Annotated in this window: 22 protein-coding genes; 15 read left to right on the forward strand and 7 right to left on the reverse strand. The window is 34.0% G+C overall.

All coding sequences use genetic code 11. The annotated features are described in order from the left end of the window. Window positions 1-70 precede the first annotated feature (70 nt). The 4 genes from LNP81_RS06225 (at window position 71) to LNP81_RS06240 (ending at window position 3,706) form a co-directional block, all read left to right on the forward strand. Complete coding sequence (locus LNP81_RS06225; RefSeq protein ID WP_065451678.1) at window positions 71-1,012, forward strand: ribose-phosphate pyrophosphokinase; 942 nt, start codon at window positions 71-73, stop codon at window positions 1,010-1,012. Between the two features lie 73 nt (window positions 1,013-1,085). After that, window positions 1,086-1,697 carry a 50S ribosomal protein L25/general stress protein Ctc gene (locus LNP81_RS06230; RefSeq protein WP_230034278.1) on the forward strand — a complete coding sequence of 204 codons (612 nt, stop codon included), beginning with the start codon at window positions 1,086-1,088 and terminating at the stop codon, window positions 1,695-1,697. 584 nt (window positions 1,698-2,281) lie between these two features. Then, window positions 2,282-2,956, forward strand: a complete 675-nt coding sequence (gene pth, locus LNP81_RS06235; RefSeq protein ID WP_230034279.1) for an aminoacyl-tRNA hydrolase — start codon at window positions 2,282-2,284, stop codon at window positions 2,954-2,956. A gap of 138 nt (window positions 2,957-3,094) precedes the next feature. Further along, the gene (locus LNP81_RS06240; protein ID WP_230034280.1) at window positions 3,095-3,706 is read left to right on the forward strand and encodes a superoxide dismutase; all 612 of its coding nucleotides are present in this window, start codon (window positions 3,095-3,097) and stop codon (window positions 3,704-3,706) included. Window positions 3,707-4,656: 950 nt separating this feature from the next. Here LNP81_RS06240 and LNP81_RS06245 read toward each other — a convergent pair. From LNP81_RS06245 to LNP81_RS06265, 5 genes are all read right to left on the reverse strand, one after another. Then, on the reverse strand, window positions 4,657-6,555 hold the full coding sequence (locus LNP81_RS06245; RefSeq protein WP_230034281.1) for an amidophosphoribosyltransferase: 1,899 nt from the start codon (window positions 6,553-6,555) through the stop codon (window positions 4,657-4,659). 85 nt (window positions 6,556-6,640) lie between these two features. Then, window positions 6,641-7,564 (reverse strand): PfkB family carbohydrate kinase, encoded by a 924-nt coding sequence (locus LNP81_RS06250; protein ID WP_055097600.1) that lies wholly within the window; start codon window positions 7,562-7,564, stop codon window positions 6,641-6,643. Window positions 7,565-7,727: 163 nt separating this feature from the next. Beyond that, complete coding sequence (locus LNP81_RS06255) at window positions 7,728-8,324, reverse strand: hypothetical protein (RefSeq protein ID WP_230034283.1); 597 nt, start codon at window positions 8,322-8,324, stop codon at window positions 7,728-7,730. A 90-nt stretch (window positions 8,325-8,414) separates the two neighbouring features. Beyond that, entirely contained in the window at window positions 8,415-8,810 is a 396-nt protein-coding gene (locus tag LNP81_RS06260; protein WP_230034285.1) for a hypothetical protein, read from the reverse strand. Beyond that, window positions 8,797-9,381, reverse strand: a complete 585-nt coding sequence (locus tag LNP81_RS06265; protein ID WP_230034287.1) for an RNA polymerase sigma factor — start codon at window positions 9,379-9,381, stop codon at window positions 8,797-8,799. Before LNP81_RS06265 ends, LNP81_RS06260 begins: the two co-directional genes overlap by 14 nt. Before the next feature lie 344 nt (window positions 9,382-9,725). Here LNP81_RS06265 and LNP81_RS06270 point away from each other — a divergent pair, with 344 nt between their 5' ends. Beyond that, window positions 9,726-10,073, forward strand: a complete 348-nt coding sequence (locus LNP81_RS06270; RefSeq protein ID WP_072964728.1) for a DUF6249 domain-containing protein — start codon at window positions 9,726-9,728, stop codon at window positions 10,071-10,073. A gap of 73 nt (window positions 10,074-10,146) precedes the next feature. Here LNP81_RS06270 and rnhA read toward each other — a convergent pair whose 3' ends face one another. Next, window positions 10,147-10,623, reverse strand: a complete 477-nt coding sequence (gene rnhA / locus LNP81_RS06275) for a ribonuclease HI (protein WP_230034289.1) — start codon at window positions 10,621-10,623, stop codon at window positions 10,147-10,149. A 211-nt stretch (window positions 10,624-10,834) separates the two neighbouring features. After that, the gene (gene purN, locus LNP81_RS06280) at window positions 10,835-11,398 is read right to left on the reverse strand and encodes a phosphoribosylglycinamide formyltransferase (protein ID WP_230034291.1); all 564 of its coding nucleotides are present in this window, start codon (window positions 11,396-11,398) and stop codon (window positions 10,835-10,837) included. Window positions 11,399-11,573: 175 nt separating this feature from the next. On the opposite strand from purN, the gene LNP81_RS06285 reads away from it, so the two are divergent. The 10 genes from LNP81_RS06285 to LNP81_RS06330 all read left to right on the forward strand — a co-directional run bounded on the left by LNP81_RS06285 (window position 11,574) and on the right by LNP81_RS06330 (window position 23,749). Further along, window positions 11,574-11,810, forward strand: a complete 237-nt coding sequence (locus LNP81_RS06285; protein ID WP_007137004.1) for an acyl carrier protein — start codon at window positions 11,574-11,576, stop codon at window positions 11,808-11,810. Window positions 11,811-12,049: 239 nt separating this feature from the next. After that, complete coding sequence (gene fabF, locus LNP81_RS06290; RefSeq protein WP_230034293.1) at window positions 12,050-13,303, forward strand: beta-ketoacyl-ACP synthase II; 1,254 nt, start codon at window positions 12,050-12,052, stop codon at window positions 13,301-13,303. A gap of 9 nt (window positions 13,304-13,312) precedes the next feature. Further along, window positions 13,313-14,053 (forward strand): ribonuclease III, encoded by a 741-nt coding sequence (gene rnc / locus LNP81_RS06295; RefSeq protein WP_230034295.1) that lies wholly within the window; start codon window positions 13,313-13,315, stop codon window positions 14,051-14,053. A gap of 125 nt (window positions 14,054-14,178) precedes the next feature. Next, window positions 14,179-14,667, forward strand: a complete 489-nt coding sequence (locus tag LNP81_RS06300) for an IPExxxVDY family protein (protein WP_065451664.1) — start codon at window positions 14,179-14,181, stop codon at window positions 14,665-14,667. A 5-nt stretch (window positions 14,668-14,672) separates the two neighbouring features. Continuing rightward, entirely contained in the window at window positions 14,673-16,103 is a 1,431-nt protein-coding gene (pyk, locus tag LNP81_RS06305; protein WP_065451663.1) for a pyruvate kinase, read from the forward strand. Between the two features lie 677 nt (window positions 16,104-16,780). Further along, window positions 16,781-18,481 carry an arylsulfatase gene (locus LNP81_RS06310; protein WP_230034297.1) on the forward strand — a complete coding sequence of 567 codons (1,701 nt, stop codon included), beginning with the start codon at window positions 16,781-16,783 and terminating at the stop codon, window positions 18,479-18,481. Between the two features lie 72 nt (window positions 18,482-18,553). After that, a complete protein-coding gene (locus LNP81_RS06315; RefSeq protein WP_230034299.1) occupies window positions 18,554-19,570 on the forward strand; it encodes an HAD family hydrolase in 1,017 nt (338 codons plus the stop codon). Between the two features lie 92 nt (window positions 19,571-19,662). Beyond that, a complete protein-coding gene (locus tag LNP81_RS06320; RefSeq protein ID WP_230034301.1) occupies window positions 19,663-21,285 on the forward strand; it encodes an arylsulfatase in 1,623 nt (540 codons plus the stop codon). Between the two features lie 259 nt (window positions 21,286-21,544). Next, window positions 21,545-22,369 (forward strand): hypothetical protein, encoded by an 825-nt coding sequence (locus tag LNP81_RS06325; RefSeq protein WP_230034303.1) that lies wholly within the window; start codon window positions 21,545-21,547, stop codon window positions 22,367-22,369. A 30-nt stretch (window positions 22,370-22,399) separates the two neighbouring features. Further along, the gene (locus tag LNP81_RS06330; RefSeq protein ID WP_230034305.1) at window positions 22,400-23,749 is read left to right on the forward strand and encodes a DUF1214 domain-containing protein; all 1,350 of its coding nucleotides are present in this window, start codon (window positions 22,400-22,402) and stop codon (window positions 23,747-23,749) included. Window positions 23,750-23,777 lie beyond the last annotated feature (28 nt).

A 23,777-nucleotide genomic window follows, 5' to 3' on the forward strand; every position in this document is an offset into this window, starting at 1 on the left:
GGTCTTGCTTTACTAAAAAATGTAAAGCCGAATCGTGCAGAGCGCAGCGGAGCAAAAACAACAAATTATAATGTCGCACCTAGAACCAGAAGCTAAAATTTTTGCTTGTTCACAAAGTGTTTATCTTGCAGAAAAAATTGCAGAACAATACGGAATTCCGTTAGGAAAAGTAACGATGTCAACGTATAGCGATGGAGAATTTCAGCCATCATACGAAGAATCAATAAGAGGATTACGCGTTTTTATCGTGTGCTCAACATTTCCAACTGCTGATAATTTGATGGAATTGTTACTAATGATTGATGCAGCAAAACGTGCATCAGCCAGACACATTACAGCTGTTATGCCTTATTTTGGTTGGGCAAGACAAGATAGAAAAGACAAACCAAGAGTTCCGATTGGAGCAAAATTAGTAGCTAATTTATTAGATGCTGCCGGAGCGACAAGAGTAATGACAATGGATTTGCACGCAGATCAAATTCAGGGATTTTTCGAAAAACCGGTAGATCATTTATTTGCATCTACAATCTTTTTACCATACGTAAAAAGTTTAAATTTAGACAATTTAACCATTGCATCTCCGGATATGGGAGGTTCAAAAAGAGCATATGCTTATTCTAAGTTTCTGGAATCAGATGTAGTAATCTGTTACAAACAAAGAAAAGCAGCCAACGTTATCGACACTATGGAGCTAATTGGTGAAGTAAAAGGACGTAACGTAATATTAGTAGACGACATGATCGATACTGGTGGAACATTAGCGAAAGCAGCAGATTTAATGATCGAAAAAGGAGCATTAAGCGTTAGAGCAATTTGTACACACGCCATTTTATCAGGTGACGCATACGAAAAAATCGAAAACTCAAAATTAAGCGAGTTAATAGTTACCGATTCTATTCCGTTAAAGAAAGAATCAAAGAAAATAAGAGTAGTGAGTTGTGCACCTCTTTTTGCCGAAGTTATGCACATGGTGCACCACAACAATTCCATCAGTGGAAAATTTATAATGTAGTCATTGCCAGGAACGAAGCAATCTCACTACAATAAGCGTTAGAATATTATTTAATAACTATATTTTTTTTACAATGAAATCGATTACAATTAAAGGATCAGAAAGAGAAAGCGTGGGCAAAGTGTCAACTAAAGCCTTACGTAATGCTGGAGCGGTTCCTTGCGTGTTATACGGAGGAAATCAAGCAGTACACTTCTCAGCAGACGCTGCAGCGTTCAAAAACTTGGTTTACACTCCAAACGCACACACAGTTGTGATTGAGCTTGGAAAAGGAAAATCATTCAATGCAATTTTACAAGATATCCAGGTTCACCCTGTATCTGACAAAATCTTACACATTGACTTCTTTCAATTATTTGATGACAAAGAAATCACTATGGAGGTTCCTGTAAAAGTTGTAGGTACATCAAAAGGTGTTCTTGCAGGTGGTGTTTTACGTTTGAACACTCGTAAATTAAAAGTTAAAGCTTTACCTAAAGATCTTCCTGATTTTGTTGAAGCTGACATTACTCCACTTGAAATGGGTAACAAATTATATGTTACTAAAGTTGGTCAACCAGAATACAAAGTTATGCACCCAGAGAACACAGTTGTTGCTCAGGTAAGAATTTCTCGTGCTGCTATGAAAGCTGCTCAAGAAGCTGCAAAAGCTGCAAAAGCTCCTGCAAAAGGAAAGAAAAAATAATTTTTTTCAAATTTTCAATACAAAAAGCATCAATCGAAAGATTGGTGCTTTTTTTTTGCTTTAAGATTCTAAGTTACTAAGATGTTGTCCCGAGGCTTCGGGACTAAGTTTTTTATCTTAATGTCAGGCTGAGCGAAGTCCAAGCCCCTTTTCTGGTTTTGTGTTTGTTTTTCTTTGAAGCAGAAATTTTCGGTTTCTTCAAGACCCAACGTTCCTGCCATCCGCTATATCTTTTCCTTGCTAAAGAAGCAAGAAAAAGGATACCGCTTCTGTCAGGGCTAGCGACAAGTTTAGTTTTTATAAGATTTTGAGCTGATGAGCTTCTATGTCATCCTGAGCGAAGTCGAAGGACCGCAAGTGGCTCGACGATCTAAATTGAAATATTTTGCGCGAGCTTCGACTTCGCTCAGCCTGACAAAAATGAGCATCATACAATCAAATAAAAAAAATCTGCTCCATCTGCAAAATCTGCGAGAAACTTTTTCTTAGCGAACCTTGCGTAAAACCCTTGCGAACTTTGCAGTTAAGAATAATTATCTAATCAACCAATTGGCACATTCTCTAATTAATCTTACTTTTGCATCATGATAAAATGGATAAACAAACTGTTTTCATCAACACAAAAAGAAGAGAACATAGACAATATGAAACCGGAGGTTCACGAACACCCAAAAAACAATATAAAAAACGTGAGTAAAAAATATTTAATCGTAGGACTTGGTAATATTGGAGCCGAATACGTAAATACACGACATAATATAGGATTCAAAGTCCTGGACTTTTTAGCTAAAAAAGAAGGACTTTCATTCGAAACCGTAAAACTCGGCGCTTTGGCCGAATATAAATTCAAAGGAAGATCTTTCTTCTTGCTTAAGCCAAACACTTACATGAATTTAAGCGGCAAGGCGGTAAAATACTGGATGGACAAGGAAAATATACCTTTAGAGAATATTCTGGTCATTACAGACGATTTAAACCTGTCATTCGGAACCATTCGCATCAAGCCAAAAGGAAGCGACGGAGGTCATAATGGTTTAAAGAATATCAACTTGGTTTTAAACACTCAAAACTACACCCGTTTTAGATTTGGTATCAGCGATCAGTTCAAAAAAGGACAGCAAATCGATTACGTTTTAGGAGAATGGGACGAAGAAGAAAAAGCAAAATTACCCGAACGTTTAGAAATTTCTTCAGAAATTATTAAAACATTTGGGACCGCCGGTTTAGAAAATACAATGACTACGTTTAACGGAAAGTAAAGAATTTCAGTTATTTAACTGTTAAATAATCAAATTATCAGTTAATTAAATCGAATTATAACGAAATAGTATTTTCTATTCCAAAGTTAAATGTCTAAATTTGGGATAAATTATTATAAATCATAAAATCATAATATCATGGCTTTTGAATTACCACAATTACCTTATGCATATGATGCATTAGAACCACATATTGATGCTCGTACAATGGAAATCCATCATACAAAGCACCACAATGCTTACACAACAAATCTAAACGCTGCAATTGCAGGAACAGATTTAGAAGGTAAGACAATCGAAAATATCTTAATCAATTTAGATAAAACAAACGCAGCAGTTCGTAACAATGGTGGAGGTTTTTACAACCACAATTTATTCTGGACTGTAATGTCTCCAAACGGTGGCGGATTACCAACAGGTGATTTATTAGCTGCAATCGAAGATTCTTTTGGAACTTTCGAAGAGTTTAAAGCAAAATTTGCTAAAGCCGGAGCAACACAATTTGGTTCAGGATGGGCTTGGTTAACAGTAAAAAAAGGTGGTAAACTAGAAGTTGTAGGTACTCCAAATCAAGATAATCCATTAATGCCGGAAGTTGCTGGTAACGGTGGAACTCCAATCTTAGGAATGGATGTTTGGGAGCACGCTTACTACTTAAACTACCAAAACAGAAGACCGGATTATATTGAAGCTTTCTTCAGTGTAATTAACTGGACAGAAGTTGCAAGAAGATTCGCTTTAGATAAATAGTCTAAGAAAGAGAATAGAATAAAGATTAAAGAAAAAAGACGGATGGCTTGATGGCTATCCGTCTTTTTTTGTTGTTATTTAATATTAAAACTATGCTCAGCAATCTTTACTCTTTGCTCTATTTTCTTTCTTCTATATGTAAAATAAAAAAGGTGGAATCTCTTCCACCTTTTTTGCCCCAAATCTACCATAAACTTAACCTACTAATGTTATGGTTCAGTAAATGTATGGCAGCTGTTCTTATATAAAAAACTTTTTAGACGAATGGTAAATATATCCGACTAAGTAAGAGAAAGTTAGAATAGGGAGTTGAGAAAATAGAATAAAGAAGAAAGAATAAAGAGGGAAGAATAAAGAGGGAAGAATAAAGAGGGAAGAAGAAAGAAGAAAGAAGAAAGAAGAAAGAAGAAAGAATAAAGAGGGAAGAATAAAGAGGGAAGAAGAAAGAAGAAAGAAGAAAGAAGAAAGAAGAAAGAATAAAGAGGGAAGAATAAAGAGAATGTAATAAAGAGGGAAAATTAGAGGAGGAGTTCTCTGCTTAAAAGCTATGCTTTTGCTTTTAGTCTATTTTCTTAACTCTTAAAAAATAAAAATAAAAAAGGCGGAATTTCTTCCACCTTTTTTGCCCCAAATCTACCATAAACTTAACCTACTAATGTTATGGTTTAGTAAATGTATGGCAGCTATTCTTATATAAAAAACTTTTCAGACGAATGGTCAATATATCCGACCAAAAGAAGATAATGCATTTAAATTGAAATACTTGAGTTTATTCCAATAAAAAAGGTGGAATTGCTTCCACCCTTTTTGCCCCAAATCTACCATAAACTTAACCTACTAATGTTATGGTATCTCAAAAGTATTGTAGCTTTTCAATTTTACCAAACATATAGGATGAACGGCAAAAAAAACCGATGAAATGCACAAATTAACCTTTTGTTAGTATTTTTTTAATACGCTCTCGCGTCTTTTCCTTCGTAAAAATTCATAAAAGCCCTGTTTACGACACGATTACCTCCTGGTGTAGGATAATCTCCCGTAAAGTACCAATCACCTAAATTTTTCGGACATGCGATGTGCAAATCTTCTACTTTTTGGAAAATGATTTTTACTTCGGCATTGATTTCCGGAGAACTCAACATCTCGGCAATTTTATCTGAGATTTCTTCAGGAGTAAACTGATCGTAGATTGCAGTAACATAATTTACAACATCGCTATCAATATAGTTTTCCTGTGCTTTACATTTTGCATAAACTTCGTCTACAATATGATATAGGTTTCTTTCTTTTAATAAAGCCAAAGCTGCTCTAAAAGCTACAAGACCTTCAAGCTTCGCCATGTCAATTCCGTAACAATCAGGATAGCGAATTTGTGGTGCCGATGAAACGATTACGATACGTTTAGGTTTTAAACGATCCATCATTTTTATGATACTCATTTTAAGCGTTGTACCACGAACAATACTGTCGTCGATGATAACAAGGTTGTCTGTTGGTTTGATCACTCCGTAAGTCACGTCGTAAACGTGTGCAACAAGATCATCACGGCTGCTATCCTCAGTAATAAAGGTTCTAAGTTTGGCATCTTTAATCGCAACTTTTTCAGTACGAATTTTTACAGCCAATAATTCCTGTAAAGTTTCGGCTGTAAGCGTATTTCTATTGGCTAAAATATAATTGTTTTTTCTCTGGTTTAAGAAATCCTGAGCAGCTTCAACTAAACCATAAAATGAAGTTTCTGCTGTATTCGGGATATAAGAGAAAACAGTATTATCTGTATCGCTGTCTATTGAATCTAAAACAGCAGGTAAAATTAATTTTCCTAAGTTTTTACGTTCCTGGTATATTTCGGCATCACTTCCTCTTGAAAAATAAATTCTTTCAAAAGAGCAAGCTTTCTTAACGGTTGGCTCCAAAATTTGTTCCATAGAAACTTTTCCGCTTTTCTTTATAATTAAAGCATTTCCCGGATCGATTTCCTGAACACTTTCAAAAGGTACATTAAATACCGTTTGAATAACAGGTCTTTCAGAAGCTACAACGACAACTTCGTCGTCCTGATAAAAGTAAGCTGGACGAATTCCTGCTGGATCTCTAAATACAAAAGCATCGCCATGACCTAATAATCCGGCCATTGCGTAACCTCCGTCTAAGTTTTTAGCAGAACGGCCTAATATTTTTGCAATGTCCAATCGGTCTGCAATTACCGGAGAAGCTTCTCTTTTAGAATAACCTTCGGTTTTGCAGTCCTGGTACAATTGCATTACTTCTTTGTCTAAGAAGTGACCAATTTTTTCCATAACGGTAACAGTATCCGCCATTTCTTTTGGGTGCTGTCCTAGCTCAACTAAATTTTCAAAAAGTTCCTTAACATTTGTCATGTTAAAGTTTCCTGCCAAAATTAAGTTACGGTGCATCCAGTTACTCTGACGTAAAAATGGGTGTACACTTTCGATGCTGTTTTTTCCGAAAGTACCGTAACGAACGTGTCCTAAAAACAATTCGCCTACATAAGGAATTTCAGATTTTATTTTTTGAACATCGTCACCAATTTCTGGCTTTGCTTTTAGCTCTTCACTGATTCTTTCGTTGATTTGTTTAAAAACATCTTGTATTGGCTGCGAATGATTTGAACGAACTCTGCTAATGTAGCGTTGTCCAGGTTCAACGTCTAATTTAATGCTGGCAAAACCTGCTCCGTCCTGCCCACGGTTATGTTGCTTCTCCATCATCAGGTACATTTTTTGTATCCCGTAAAAAGCAGTTCCGTATTTTTCTTTATAATATTCAAGCGGTTTAAGAAGTCTAACTAAGGCTATACCACATTCGTGTTTTAAAGCGTCGCTCATTGTTTTTTGTATTTGTGTTGTTGTTGTTGTAAGTTGTGCGTAATAACGTAATAAAAAAGCCCCGTTTTATCGAGGCTTCAGGGCATTATATTTCTATGTCAAACTGAGTTAACGACTTAAATTGTTGTAATCGAATCGCTACTTCTGCTTTGCTTAATGTTTCCATCCTTTCGGTTCCAAATTTCTCTACACAAAATGAAGCTAAATTAGATCCGTAAATAATTGCATTTTTCATGTTGCCAAACGAGATGTTTTCGCTTTGTGCAATAAATCCTGAAAAACCACCTGCAAAAGTGTCTCCTGCTCCTGTTGGATCAAAAACATCTTCTAGTGGTAAAGCCGGTGCAAAGAATACTTCTCTGTTATGGAATAAAAGTGCTCCGTGTTCTCCTTTTTTGATCACCACATATTTTGGTCCCAATTCCTGGATTTTATTAGCTGCTTTTACTAATGAATATTCGCCTGAAAGTTGTCTTGCTTCTTCGTCATTGATTGTAATTACGTCTACACGTTTAATTACGTCAAGTAATTCCGGTAAAGCGCAATCCATCCAAAAGTTCATAGTATCTAAAACTACTAATTTTGGTTTTTTCTCCATTTGGTCCAAAACACTACTTTGTACTAACGGATGTAAGTTTCCTAACATCACAACATCGGCATCTTTATAGTTTTGAGGAACTTTTGGTTGAAAATCAGCCAAAACGTTAAGTTCAGTTACAAGAGTGTCTCTTGAATTTAGATCGTTGTGGTATAAACCGCTCCAGAAAAAGGTTTTTCCGCCTTTTACAATTTCGATACCAGAGATATCAATATTTCTTGAAGTTAAAAGATCTAAATGTTCTTGAGGAAAATCGTCGCCAACTACAGAAACAATGGCCGATTGTAAGTTAAAAAACGATGCTGATAAACCAATGTACGTTGCAGCACCACCTAATATTTTATCTGTTTTTCCGAAAGGAGTTTCAATCGCGTCGAAAGCAACCGTTCCAACAATCAATAATTTATTCATTTTATGAATTTCGAATTAGGGTGCAAAGATACTTCATAAGTTGCAATATTGCAACGGTTTAAGTTCTCAAAATTTTCATAAAAAAAGAATATCGTTTTCGGGGCTAAAACCATTGTAAATGAATGAATTGTGTCTTGATTGTTTTTAACTGAAATTGAATTTACTATTTGGCTAAACCAAATATCAATACAAATAAAATTCCGACTAAAAATAGAATAATTATTGTATGCGTGCCATATTGTCTATCTGAAACAATGTGATGACTTTTTATCTTAACGTTATTATTTTCAATAGTAGAGCTTCTTCTCAGCCTACTAGCGTTACGTTGTTTTACATAATTTTTGTAATCTTCGTCTTCGTCTTCTTCATCATCTTCAAAATTATTACTAGATTCTATTTCTTTTCTAAGAAAATCTAATACTTCTAATTCATGATTGTTAGGAATCTCAAATATTGTATTTAAGTCAGTGTAATAAGAATTTGGCAGAAGGAATTTCAAACGTGCTCTTCCTTGTTTATTGCTGGAAAGAATTAATTTAGAATTTTTAATTTGCTTATGGGTCAGAACGTCTCCTTTTAATATTTTTCTAGATGATTTTTTTGAAAAATAGAAATTGTTGTTATTTTCATTAGGAGCTATTAAAGTTATAAATAGATAGTTGTTTTTATTTGCGCGGACTGCACTTATTTTTTTTATAATTCCAGCTTTGTAAGCAGATTCTAAAGTTGTATATTTTATTTCTTTTGAAGATTCAGTCATTATACTCTATAAGTCTATTATTAAATAATGCTTTTGTAAAGTTAAATAAATATTTCAAAAATAAGATGAGTAGAAAAATGAAGGTGATTACTACAACTCATACTTCTTATCAAAATAATTTTTCAAAACCCCAATCTGAACCAAAATCATAAAAGGAACCACCAATAAAGCATAAAGCACATTTGTAGAAAAATGAATTCCTGAAAATAGAGTAGAAGCTTTATCCGAATATGTTTTAGCTATTTCAAAATTAGAAATGTCGTTATTGAAATAAATAGCATAAGCGGTCAAGGCAATTAAACTGATACCAATAAAAATCCATGTAGATTTAGAAATCAAAGGTTTGTAAGCTTTGATTTTGCTTTTTTCAGCCACTAAAACCTTAGACATTATTTTTGAAGTAAAATCAATAGATGGTGACTCCAAAGTATTTTCGGCCATCATTCTTTCAATCAGATTTTCTATTTCTTTATCATTTTCTTTCATAACATTCTATTATTTCTGGTTCTAATTGCTTTTTCAAAATTACAGCTAATTTTTGTCGGCTTCTAAATAGTTTTACCTTAACATTATTAGCATTAATATTCATGACTTTTCCAATTTCTTCTAAACTCTGATCTTCAAAATAAAATAAAGTTAGCAAGAAATTCTCTTCTCTCGGTAATAAATTCAAACAATTCTGAATGGTTTGCTTTCGTTCTTTGTCTTCTAAAGCGCTCAAAGCATTGTCCATAGTTTTTATTAAATGAGCCGAAAATTCGTCTATGGATATATTGTTGTCTTCTTTTTTATTTTTCTTCAAACGATCTAAACACGTATTATAAGCAACCTTATAAATCCAGGTCGAAAATTTAGAATCGCCTTTAAACTTGCTTAAAGAATTATACGCTTTAATAAAAGTATCTTGTGCAACTTCTTCGGCTTCTTCTCTGTTTTTAATCATTTTTAGAGCCAATGTAAAGATCATATCTTTATAACGATCAACCAGCACGGCAAACGCATTGGTCTCGCCCTGCAACACTTTATCTATATAATGTTGATCACTTATTGTACTCATAATAGGTAAGACGACACGTTCTGTGTTTAGGTTACAAGATTTTTTTAAAAAATAAATAAATTTCAAATTCCAACTTCAGAAGAGGAAATGTAGTTTAAATTCTAATCTATATGTTTGTAGAACTTTGTCAAAGTTTAAAACTTTGACAAAGTTTAACTCCAATATTGTCATCTCGACGAAAATATCGTTTCTCAAAAAACAATTTTAAACTCAAAATTAACTCATAATCAGTAAGTTTTGGAATTTGGAATTTAAATTTTGATTTTTTTTATCGAAAGTTGTAACCTCAATTCAAAACATGTCGTCATATGGGGTATCAATCAATTATAAAAACATAAAAAATTATGGGAGCACAAATTTTAGTACCAATCAGTCTTTTCTTAATGATCTTCGGAATCGTTTATCTTATTTATTCAACAAGAAACAGAGAACGTTTAGCACTTATAGAAAAAGGAGTCGATGCCAGTATCTTTTTAAAAGGAAGAACCAATGGAGTTCCGGCCTGGAAAATCCTTATTCTGAATACAGCTTTTCTTTTAATAGGTATCGGACTTGGATTTTTTATTGCTTTATTTCTTTCTACTTATACAGCAATGAATTCAGATGTGGTATATCCGGCAACGATTATCACCATGTCTGGAGTAGGTTTGCTGGTAGGATTTCACAGAGCCAAAGATTTAGATAAGCAATAAAATCGTTTAAGCTAGTACTTTTGATAACGAGAAAACGCGTCAGAAACAATTGTTTTTTGACGCGTTATTTTTTTTATGATTTTGAGCCGATGGTTTCGTAATAAACATCAACCGAAAGGTTCTTTTGCATAGCCGCCATAACAGCCAATTCGTCGCAGCGTTCGTTTTGTGGGTGATTGTTATGACCTTTAATCCATTTAAAATCGACCTGATGTTTGCGGTAAATAATTAAAAACCGTTTCCATAAATCAGGATTTTTTTTGCCGGTATAGTTTTTTTTCTCCCAGCCAAAAACCCATTTTTTCACTACAGAATCAATCACGTATTTAGAATCTGAAACCACCAAAACCTTCATATTTGGGTTTTTTAGTTTTTCGAGACCTACAATTACAGCCAGAAGCTCCATTCGGTTATTAGTAGTCAAACGGAAACCTTCATAGAATTCTTTTTTATGTGGCGTTCCCACCAATTCCATCACTACGCCATATCCTCCGTTTCCGGGATTTCCTTTTGCAGCGCCATCAGTATATATATGTACTTCGTGATTCATTGTTATTTTTTTTTACCATATAAGTTATATAAGTTCATTTAAATAATACAGCTTATATTTCTTTGTCAAGTATTAAAAGAGTTAATTAGAGTCCAACTGATATAAGTTCATTTAATAATACAGCTTATATTTCTTTGTCAAGATTAAGAAAGTCAATTAGAGTTCAACTTATATATTCTTATATAACTTATATGGTTTAATTTTTTACAGTTTAATCTTCCAATAATCTTGAAATAATTTCAGGAAAATACTTTTGTTCCAGTTCGTGAATCTTTTCGGCTACTGTTTCTGGCGTATCGTCCTCCGTTAAGGCTACATTTTTCTGAAAAATGATACCGCCTTCATCATAGTGTTCATTTACATAATGAATAGAAATTCCGGTTTCTTTCTCTTTATTATTCACTATAGCGCGGTGTATGTGCATGCCGTACATTCCTTTACCTCCGTAATTTGGTAAAAGTGCCGGATGGATGTTGATTATTTTATTAGGATATTTCTCGATTATATGATCCGGGAATTTCAATAAGAAACCTGCCAGAACTATCATATCCGGGTCGATTTCTTGTATTTTTTGTAAGAGGTTACTTTCTAATAATTCACTTTTTGAGAAAATTTCGGTTGGAATTTGATGATTTTTTGCTCTTTCGATGACTTTTGCCGCAGCATTATTTGTAAAAACCGAAACGACTTTTGCAATTTTGGTTTTCGCAAAATACTTTATGATGTTTTCGGCATTAGTTCCTGATCCTGAGGCAAAAACAATAATTTTTTTCATAATTGAATATAATTTGAGAATGCAAAAAACGGAATAAAAATCGAAAATAAATAGTATTAAAAAAGCTTTCTTGAAATTAATTTTATAAATTAGTGTTACATTTATAAACTAAATCGTGGTTTTAAAATAAAGTTTTTTATTTTTGCCAACAAATTAAATTCTAAAATTAAAGATTATGTCAGACATTGCATCAAGAGTAAAAGCGATTATCGTAGACAAATTAGGTGTTGACGAAAACGAAGTTGTAACAGAAGCAAGCTTCACTAATGATTTGGGAGCTGACTCATTAGACACTGTTGAGCTTATTATGGAATTCGAAAAAGAATTTGATATTCAAATTCCAGACGATCAAGCAGAAAACATTGCTACTGTTGGTCAAGCTATTTCTTATATCGAAGAAGCTAAAAAATAATAATACTGCACCCGGTTTCTAAAAATACCAATTTTTAAAATTCCAAATTCCAATTGGAATTTGACTTTTGATTTTTGTAATTTCTAAGGATCGGGTGTTATTATTTTTTTTAAAATTTAAATTTCGATTGGTTTTCAATCAAAAAGATATATTTATATTGTAATACCCATGGCTCTTAAGTAAACATTACAGTTAAGAAAGCATGGGTTTTATTTGTTTAAAGTACAAAATACATATTTATGACGTTAAAGCGAGTTGTTGTAACAGGATTAGGTGCTCTTACTCCGATCGGGAATAATATTCAGGATTATTGGGAGGCACTTGTGAATGGGGTTAGCGGAGCCGCTCCTATCACATATTATGATACAGAGAAGCATAAAACGAAATTTGCCTGTGAAGTAAAAAACTTCAATATTGAAGATTACATGGATCGCAAGGAATCTCGTAGATTAGATAAATTCGCTCAATATGCTGTCGCTGCAAGTGATGAAGCTATCAAAGATGCCGGACTTACTGATGATAATATCGACAAAACAAGAGTGGGTGTTATCTGGGGAGCTGGAATTGGTGGTTTAGAGACTTTTCAGGATGAAGTTATTTATTATGCAAAAGGAGACGGAACACCAAAATTCAATCCGTTTTTCATTCCTAAAATGATTGCCGATATTGCCCCGGCGCACATTTCGATGCGTAACGGCTATATGGGACCAAATTATACTACTGTTTCTGCATGTGCATCTTCTGCAAATGCATTAATCGATGCTTTCAACTACATTCGTTTAGGAATGTGTGATGTAATTGTATCAGGTGGTTCAGAAGCTGCTATTACTATTGCGGGTATGGGAGGTTTTAACTCTATGCACGCTTTATCTACAAGAAACGATAGCCCGGAAACGGCTTCAAGACCTTTTGATGCAACCAGAGATGGTTTTGTTTTAGGAGAAGGAGCAGGAGCTTTGGTTCTTGAAGAATACGAACATGCTAAAGCCAGAGGTGCAAAAATTTATTGCGAAGTTGGCGGAGGCGGAATGTCATCTGATGCTTATCATTTAACTGCACCACATCCGGAAGGAATTGGAGTTATTGCAGTAATGAAAAATACATTAAGAGATGCTGGATTAAAACCGGAAGATATTGATCATATCAATACTCACGGAACTTCTACTCCATTAGGAGATGTTGCCGAATTGAAAGCAATCAGTGCTGTATTTGGTGAGCATGCAAAAAACATCAACATCAACTCTACGAAATCAATGACAGGACACCTACTTGGTGCTGCAGGAGCTATTGAAGCTATTGCATCTATCCTGGCAATGAAATATGGTATTGTTCCTCCAACTATCAACCATACGGTAGTGGATGAAAATATTGATCCATCATTGAATCTTACCTTAAACAAACCTCAAAAAAGAGAAGTAAATGTTGCTATGAGTAACACTTTTGGTTTTGGTGGACACAATGCTTGCGTATTGTTTAAAAAATTAGTTGACTAATTTCTGTATATGAATTTTATCAAAAAAATATTTTCTAAATCCCGTTCTCTAGAAGACGGGATTTTTTTTGACACTATTCAGAAAATACTTGGTTTTCAGCCTGCTACAATCGATTTTTATAAGAAAGCTTTCACACATAGGTCTTCAAATAAAATAGACGAATCAGGACATCCAATAAATTATGAGCGATTAGAGTTTTTAGGAGATGCTATGTTAAGTGCCGTAATTGCAGCACATTTATTTAATAAAGCACCAAATGGCGACGAAGGTTATCTGACTAAAATGCGATCAAAAATTGTGAGTCGCGAACATTTGAATGAGCTGGGTAAAGATTTAAATTTAGTTCGTTTTGTAGAAAGCAAAGTACCTATTCAGCATTTTGGAGAAAATATTCATGGTAATATTTTCGAATCACTTGTAGGTGCTATTTATCTGGATAAAGGATATGCATTTTGCGAAAAGTTTATTCAAAAGCGGGTTGTTGCTCCTTATGTTGATATTGCACGACTTGAAGGCAAAGTAATTAGTTATAAAAGTTTGGTTATCGAATGGTGTCAGAAAGAAAAGAGAGTCTTTCATTACGACATTTTTGAGGATAACGGTATAGACGGTCAGCGCTTATTTGGCGTTAAATTAAGTATAGACGATAAAGTAATCGCACGAGCGCGGGCAACTTCAAAAAAGAAAGCAGAAGAGAAAGCATCACAAAGAGCTTATTTTGCATTTCAGGAAAAAATAGACAAGAAATAGCTACAATTTTAGTGTAACTATCTTAAAGCTATAACGTTTTCGTTTATAAATTAATAAAAACAAGCACATCTTAACTATTTAAGCTCCGCTAGAAATAGTATATTTACACCTTGATTTTTCATGACATGGCTATTCATAGATTGGATTTAGACGAATTTGACGAAATTGATTATTATTTAATGGCAATTCATACTTCATTAGAAGATTATAGATTGGCCTATTTTATCAATAAAAACCTTCCGATAAACTTAAGTAAGAGCAAAAACGAGATCCATGCTCAGACTAAAGAAGGCGAGGCAAATTTTTCGAGATTCTATTATTATGATGCTGAGAAAACAGTTTCATGGAATTTAATTCAGAATAAAAATGAAATCATTTCAACGAGTAGAAATGATTCCCAGGATTTGTTTTCCAATGAAACAAGTGAGGTTTCAACAACAATTCATTTACTTCCTGAATTCAAAAAAGTAGATTTTTTCCTGAAAATAGAGAATAGCGAAGAGGCTCTCGATTTTTCAGAAATTCAACAACAATTAAATACCATCGAGAGTATTGCAGCTATTTATGCTGTAGATACCGATAAAATAAAATCAAAAAACAATCTAATTTTTTAAAAAAAATGTTAACAAACAAAAAAACCAAAATTGTCGCTACACTTGGTCCTGCATGTGGTACGAGAGAGATCATTAAAGATATGATCGATGCAGGGGTTAATGTGTTTAGAGTTAATTTTTCGCATGCTGATTACGAAGGTGTAAAAGAGAAAATTAATATTATTAGAGGACTAAACGAAGAGTTTGGTTACACAACTGCAATCCTTGGAGATTTACAGGGACCAAAACTAAGAGTTGGTGTAATGGAGGAAGGAACTGTTGTTCATGATGGTGATTTAATCACTTTTACAACAGCAGAAGATATTTTAGGAACTGCTTCTAAAGTATTCATGAAATACCAAAATTTTCCAAATGATGTGAATCCGGGAGAGCGTATTTTGCTTGATGACGGTAAATTGATTTTCGAAATTATTTCTACTGATAAAAAGACTGAAGTTGTTGCTAAAGTAATTCAGGGTGGAGAATTAAAATCTAAAAAAGGAGTTAATCTTCCAAACACTAAGATTTCTTTACCAGCTTTGACTGAAAAAGATATTGCAGATGCTATTTTTGCTATTGAGCAAAAAGTAGACTGGATCGCACTTTCGTTTGTAAAAACACCTCGCGATTTACAAGACTTACAAGAATTGATCGCTAAACATTCAGAATATAAAATTCCGATTGTAGCTAAAATTGAAATGCCGGAAGCTCTTGAGAACATGGATAAAATTGTAGCATATTGCGACGCTTTAATGGTGGCACGTGGAGATTTAGGAGTTGAACTTCCTGCTCACGAAGTACCATTGGTTCAAAAAGATTTGATCCGCAGAGCAAAAATTGCAAGAATTCCTGTTATCGTTGCTACACAAATGATGGAGACAATGATTACAAGTCTTACACCAACAAGAGCTGAAGTAAACGACGTTGCAAACTCTGTAATGGACGGTGCTGATGCTGTAATGTTGTCTGGAGAAACTGCTACAGGAAATTATCCAGTACAAGTTATTCAAAAAATGACACAAATTTGTGAAGCTGTAGAGGATTCTCCGCTAATTCAGGTTCCACAAAACACTCCACAAATTAAAACAAAACGTTTTGTTACTAAAACAGTTTGTCATCAGGCAGCTTTATTGGCTAACGAAATCAAAGCAAAAGCAATTTGTACTTTAACAAATAGCGGATACACTGCTTTTCAGGTTTCGGCTTGGAGACCATCTGCACATATTTTAGTATTTACTTCAAACAGAAGAATCTTAACACAATTGAATTTATTATGGGGAGTAAAATCATACTTCTATGATAAAGACGTAAGTACAGATGATACTGTAACAGATGTAAATAAAATTGCAGTTGAAAAAGGATATGCTACAAAAGGTGATTATTTAATTAACCTTGCAGCTATGCCAATTAAGGATAAAGGAATGGTAAATACCATGAGAGTTTCTGAAATAGAGTAATCTTTATTTATAATATAAAAAAGCCATTCGATATCGAATGGCTTTTTTTTGGTTTAAACTTTTTTGATTTGTAAAAGACTTATGATAAAATCATGAGTCTTTTTTTGTTTAGATGCTAATGAATTTATTTTCAGAGATGAATTATAAAAATAAGATTCGGAATCTTTTTAAGCAGTTTTCGCTTTAAATAATTAAGATAAAAAATTAAAATTTTGTCTTGAAATAACAAATCAAAAAAGATTGAAAATTTCGAACCATTTAAAATTTGAAATCTTGCGTTTAAATTTTAATAAAAAATCATATCAAATTAAAAGTGTTGTTCTGACGCTTTTTTTTATCAGAATAAAATTCAAAAATCTGGTTACTGATTAAATCATTTTATGCAGCATATTTTATAAAATCAAACAATTAGGAGTAAAATAAGACATTTTTATTGTTTCATTTTATAAAATGAAACAATGTCAGACCATATAAATGCTATTCTTAGTTTTTTTATTGGTTAATTTTGAGACAGTTAAATAAAAGTTAAGAAAATTCTTGTTTCAAAATATACCTGTTAAACATATAGAGAATTGATATAAACCAAATTTAACTTCGCGCATCTGGCTATTTAAAATAGTAATTTTCTTATATAAAATGTTGGCTAATAAAAGGATTTATTAATAAATTTTAGTACCATGAAACAAAGTAGACTTAAAAATGGATTTAGAAATTCACTAATGCTCTTTGCATTAACTTGTTTTTCGATAACGAATGCACAGAATACAAAAAAGCCCAATGTTCTTATTCTTTGGGGAGATGATATTGGAACAACCAATATAAGTGCTTATAGTGATGGATTAATGGGATATACAACGCCTAATATCGATCGTATTGGGAACGAAGGATTGCGATTTCTACAATATTACGGAGAGCAAAGTTGTACCGCAGGGCGTGCTGCATTATTAACGGGGCAACACGGGATTCGTAGTGGATTAACTAAAGTAGGTTTTCCAGGTGCGCCTATGGGTATGAGTCAGTTAGATCCTTCAATTGGAGGTATCATGAAAAACTTGGGTTATGCTACAGGTCAGTTTGGTAAAAATCACGTTGGAGACCGTAACGAGAGCTTACCTACAGTGAACGGATTTGATGAATTTTTTGGAAACTTATATCACTTAAATGCTGAAGAAGAACCAGAATTGCCGGATTATCCAAAAGATCCAGCTTATCTGAAAAAATTCGGGCCAAGAGGAGTTTTGAAATGTACTGCAACAAATGTTGATGATCCTAGTATTCCAGATGCTCGTTTTGGAAAAATAGGAAAACAAAGAATCGAAGATACAGGTCCTCTTACTAAAAAAAGAATGGAAACTATAGATGATGAAACATCTGCTGCAGCTATTGATTTTATAAAAAGACAAACCGCTGCCGGAAAACCATTTTTCTGTTGGTTCAATGCTACGCGTATGCACCTTCGTACACACGTTAGAGCAGAGCATAGAGGGAGATATACTCATGGAGACAGTGAATATATAGATGGTATGATCGAACACGATTTAACAATTGGAGATATCTTAAAAGCATTAGACGATTTGGGTATTGCTGATAATACGATTGTGGTGTATTCTACAGATAATGGTCCTCATATGAATACATGGCCTGATGGTGCTATGACCCCATTTCGTTCTGAAAAAAATACAAACTGGGAAGGCGCCTTTAGAGTTCCTTGTTTAGTGCGTTGGCCGGGAGTTATCAAACCAGGGCAAATTACAAATGAGCTGATGAGTCATAATGACTGGATGCCAACATTGGCTTCAATTGCAGGTGAACCAGATTTAGTAAAAAAATTATTGAACGGTTATAATGCAAATGGTAAAAACTACAATGTTCACTTAGATGGATTCGATCAATCTGCATTGCTTCGTGGTACAGGACCAAGTGTAAGAGATAAATTCTTTTATTCAGATGATGATGGTTTATTGGTAGGCTTACGTCAGGGAGATTATAAATATGTTTTTGCTGAACAGCGTATGCAGGGTACGATGGGGCTTTGGGCAGAACCTTTTACAAAACTTCGTATGCAAAAAATTTTCAATTTAATGCAAGATCCTTATGAAAGGGCAGATATCACTTCGAATACCTATTGGGATTGGATTATGAATCATGTTCCATCTGTATATGGTCTTATGGAGCAGGTATTTATTTTTGCTGAAACATTTGATAAATATCCTCCGCGGTCGGTGCCTCCAAGTTTTAACCCAACAACTATATTGGAGCAAAAATTATTACAAATAAAAGCGAAGGCATTTTTAGAAAAAGAAAGAAAAATTCTGCCAGGTGCTGCAAATGAAAGTGTTGATGATGCAAATGCAAAAACAGATAAAAAGAAAAAATAAAAAAAATTAGGATTAATAAAGCTTGAGTTATTCTCATAACTCAGGCTTTTCAATAATTTAAAAATCAATATCATGTATAAAAAACTATATATATTGCCCTTGTTTTTATTATTGTTGGGCTCGTGCAAAAAGTCTGATACTATCGCTACCACTAATCCTAAAGATAGTACGCAAACTATTGCGACAAGCGGGGATCCGCTACCAAGCTGGAATGACGGAGCTTTGAAAAAAGATATAATTGCTTATGTTACTAAGGTTACAAAAGAAGGAAGTCCGGATTTTATTCCTATAGAAAACAGAATAGCGACTTTTGATAATGACGGAACGCTTTGGGCTGAAAAACCATACGTTCAGGAATTATTTGCTTTTTACCGCGTTAAGAAAATGATTGAAGCTAAGCCTGAATTAGCTCAAAAACAACCTTTTAAGGCTGTAGTTGAAAAAGACAAAACCTTTTTTGAAAAAGGTGGCGATAAAGCCCTTATCGAATTAGTGGCTGCCACACATACAGGCATGACCGAAGATGAATTTGAAGCTTCTACAAAAGAGTTTTTTGCTAGTGCCCAATATCCTGGTAAAAACGTTCCGCTAAAACAAATTAGATATCAGCCACAATTGGAGCTTTTGAATTATTTGCGTGCAAATGGTTTCAAAACTTTCATTGTAACAGGTGGAACTATTGAATTAGTCAGAGCAATATCAGCTGATTTTTACGGAATCCCAAAAGAACAAGTAGTAGGAACTTCTTTTAAATACTCTTTTGATGATGCAGCCAATAGCGTAAAAAGAGAACCGGCTTTGGATCTTCTTAACGATAAGGCAGGAAAACCAATCGGGATACAATTACACATTGGCCAAAGACCGGTTTTTGCCTGCGGTAACGAAGGCGGAGCGGGCGATCTTGCCATGTTAAGATATTCCTCAGGAAGCAAATATCCTTCTTTTCAAATGATTGTAAATCATAATGACTCTATTAGAGAATACAGTTATCAGGAAAAAGATAATTTATCCTTAAATACTGCCGCCAAATACAAATATCATGTAATCAGCATGAAAGACGATTGGAAAACTATATTCCCCGATAAATGATATAATTCTAAGAACTGATTAAAAGCCTTTAAAATAATTTTCATGCCCAAAATAGATAAAATAATTTAAACACTTTATTTATCAGACAAACTATGAAAACAAAGAAAGTATTAATCAAGTCAAACATCATTACAAGTTTTATTGTAATATGTTTTTTACTAGTTGCTAGTATGGGATATTCCCAAAAAAGCCCCAACATTATTATCTTATTATCAGATGATACCGGATGGGGAGATTTAGGTCCTTATGGAGGAGGAGAAGGCCGTGGTGCTGCAACCCCAAATATAGATAAAATGGCAAAAGAAGGCATGCAGTTCTGGTCTTTTTATGGACAGCCAAGCTGTACTCCAGGCAGGGCAGCCTTGATAACAGGAAGAATTCCTAACCGAAGCGGTATGACAACCGTAGCATTTCCTGGTGATGGAGGTGGTTTACCAAAAGCAGAGTGGACATTGGCTTCTATATTAAAACGTAAAAACTATAACACCTTTTTTGCCGGAAAATGGCACCTTGGTGAAGAAGATTATTCAATGCCAATTGCACAAGGTTTTGATGTTATGAAAAATGTAACATTATATCACTTAAATGCTTATACCTATACAGATCCTGAATGGAATGCAGATATGCCTGATGATATTCGTGCTCAATGGGCAAAAGGAACCAAAGGAGCATTAGAAGGTGAAGCTGGAAAACCATATAGAGAAGTTAGAAAAATTGATGGAAAAGTAATTCCGTATCTGGATCAATATACAGAAGAGGAATCTATCAAATGGCTGAAAGAAAATGGCAAAAAAGGAGATAAACCATTTTTTATGGAAATTTCTTTTGCAAAAAACCACCAACCAAACTTACCACATCCTGATTTTGCGGGTAAATCTGCGGGTAAAAATAAATATGCTGATTGTATTGTAGAATTGGATACCAGAATTGGACGTATTATCGATGAAGTTCGTAACATGGGAATTGCCGAAAATACTTTAATTATTTACACAGTAGATAATGGTACCTGGCAAGATGTTTATCCAGATTGCGGATATACACCTTTTAGAGGAACAAAAGGAACAGACCGTGAAGGTGGAAGCCGTATTCCAACACTCGCATGGTGGCCTGGAAAAATTAAACCAGGAACTCAAAATCATGATATTTTAGGAACACTTGATTTCATGGCAACATTTGCTGCTTTATCAGGTCAGGAACTACCAACCGTAGACCGAGAAGGCAAGCCAACTATTTTTGATAGTTATGATATGTCTCCTGTTTTATTTGGCACAGGAAAATCAAAAAGAACAATGTGGTTTTATTTTACAGAAGATGAATTATTGCCGGGAGCAATAAGAATTGGAAAATTCAAAGCTGTCTTTAATTTACGTGGTGATAACGGACAAGCAACAGGAGGTTTAGCGGTAGATTCTAATTTAGGATGGAAAGGGGCATCTAGTTATGTAGCAACTGTACCACAAATATTTGACTTATGGGCAGATCCTCAGGAACGTTACGATTTATTCATGAATAACTTTACAGAGAAAACCTGGTTCTTGCCAACTGTTCAGAACATTATTGGAGAATTTGCTAAAACCTATGAAAAATATCCACCTCATGTAGTACAAAGTAACCTGTATCCTGGCCCAATTACTATTGATAACTATTTGAAGCTGAAAGAAGCACAAGAGAAATTGAAATCCATATCAACAGCTAAAAGAAGTGGCGGAGGGTGATATAGAACGATTTATATAAACTATAATTTAGTTATAAAAATTCAAACAAAGCAACCTTTACATATTCAAGGTTGCTTTGTTTAAATTTTATCTAATGATGCTAAATCTTAAAAATATTAATATCACATAATCAGTATAAAAGTGACTGTAATAAAATATTTGTAGGGAATAAGTAAATATTATTATGTAAATCATTTCTTGTTAAATAAAAACAAGTAGATTTGTTTTTTTAATTATTATAAATTTTAAAAAAAACCATATGGAATTGTCACTCAAATATTTTAAAATTGATTTTTTGTTAAAATTAATTTGTTGTTTTTTAAGTATCACAGCTTTTGCACAAGAAGAAAAGGCTGGAGCAAGTGCTCAGGAGTTGGCAGACAAACTGGCAAATCCGGTAGCAAGTTTAATTAGTGTGCCTTTGCAAAACAATCTTAATTATGGTATTGGTCCTTTCAACGGATCAAAGTATACTATAAATATTCAGCCAGTTGTTCCCTTTAAATTAAGTGATAATTTAAATTTAATTACACGATATATTCTTCCGGTTGTCGATCAAAGAGATATTACAGGAGAAAACACTCATGAGTTTGGTTTAAGTGATGCAACAGTAACCGCTTTTTTTGCTCCTAAAACAAAAGGACTTATTTTCGGATTTGGACCAGCCTTTTTAGTACCAACCGCTACGGAAAAAGTTTTAGGAACAGAGAAATTTGGTATAGGGCCAAGTGTCTTAGTTATGCATCAGGGAAAAGGACTTTCGGTAGGTTTTCTTGCCAATCAAATTTGGTCAGTTGCCGGAAAAGAAGAACGTGCAGATGTTAATAGTTTTTATACTCAAATATTTCTTTCACATAGTTATAAAAGCGGAGCAAGCTTAGGTGTAAATGCCGAAATCACTCAAAATTGGGAAGCAAATACAACCATGATTTCTTTAAATCCATCTGTTGGGGGCATTACTAAATTTGGCGATCAGATTGTACAGTTTAGCATTCAGCCCTTAATACCAATTGTTGGTCCGCATGAATCAAGACCAGATTGGGGATTGAGAGCCGTTGTTGCTTTTGTATTTCCAGGATCTTAAAAAATAAAATTTCAATATAAAATCATTACTATGAAAAAATCAGTTCTAATTTTAGCGGTATTGTTTCTATTTATTAGTTGCAAAAAAGAAACATCGACATCAACAACTCCGTCATCTACTACAGAAAGTAGTGCTGCAATTCCTTCAGATCAGGATATTGTAGACGCCTATACTTATTTGTACGGAAGATATTTGGTAATTCAGCAAGAGAACCATGACATTAATGTGGAGAAAGTAGGATATAATAAAATAAAATACAATCCGCTTGGTACGGCTCAATTTGTAAATCCAAATCTTGATGTTGCTTATCTTGAAGCCTGGATTGCAGTCGATAAGGATCATGCTGTCATTTTGAATGTTCCTAAAATAGAAGGACGTTACTATACCGCAGAATTATTGAACGGTTGGGGAGAAGTAATTGTTAATATCAACAATCGTAATTTTCCTAAAACACCTTATGGCAAATTTGCTTTAGTGCTTAAAGGAACCAATCCAACAATTCCGGCTGATGCTGTAAAAATCGAATTACCATCAGAAAAAGCAAAAATGCTTGCTCGTGTAGAATTGAAAGGAACTCCTGATATAGCACAAAAACTACAAAGACAATTTACGTTTACAGTTCCTGACGGAATTAAAATAGCTCCGCCTTTAACCATTCCAGAGTTTACTCCTAAAGCACCAATTGGCGGAGAAATATTTGATAATGTAGAAGAAGTTATTGCTTCTTACCCGGATGTAATGCCTAAAGCAAAAGAATTTCTGGATAAAGCAATTGCAATTGAAGCTTATCGTAAAACCGATGATAAGGCTAAAGCTCATGTTGATGAAATCGTAAAAACAAAAGCAATTCCGGCATTTTTGGCAGGAGCAAAAGGTTTTGGAACTCAAAAAGGAGGATGGTCAGTATCTTATGCTGCCGGTAATTTTGGTGATGATATTCTGGCTCGTGATATTATAAATTATGGTGGATTATGGGCAAACCGAAAAGAAGAAGCTGTTTATTTTATTGGATTAATAGATAGTAAAGGCCAGCCTTTGACAGGTGATAAAGTATATGAAATAAAATTTCCAAAAGATGCATTACCAGATACTGCTGTTGATGGTTTTTGGTCAACAACAGTATATAGTGTGCCGGATTACAGAGTGGTTGACAATAAATTGAAGCGTTATAATCTAAATAATGTTTCCGGACTAAAGAAAAACCCTGATGGTTCTTTAAGTATTTGGCTGGCATCTTCATTGCCAAAAGGAGCAATAGAAAGCAACTGGCTTCCAACGCCGGCCGGGAAAGGTTTCTCTATCAATTTCCGCACATACATTCCTAAAAAAATAGTTCAGGACGGTAAATGGTTCCCTGCGCCAATTGAGCCAAAAAACTAGTTATTGATAATGACCAAAAAATAAAATC

Source organism: Flavobacterium piscisymbiosum (assembly GCF_020905295.1).
Taxonomy (GTDB): domain Bacteria; phylum Bacteroidota; class Bacteroidia; order Flavobacteriales; family Flavobacteriaceae; genus Flavobacterium; species Flavobacterium piscisymbiosum.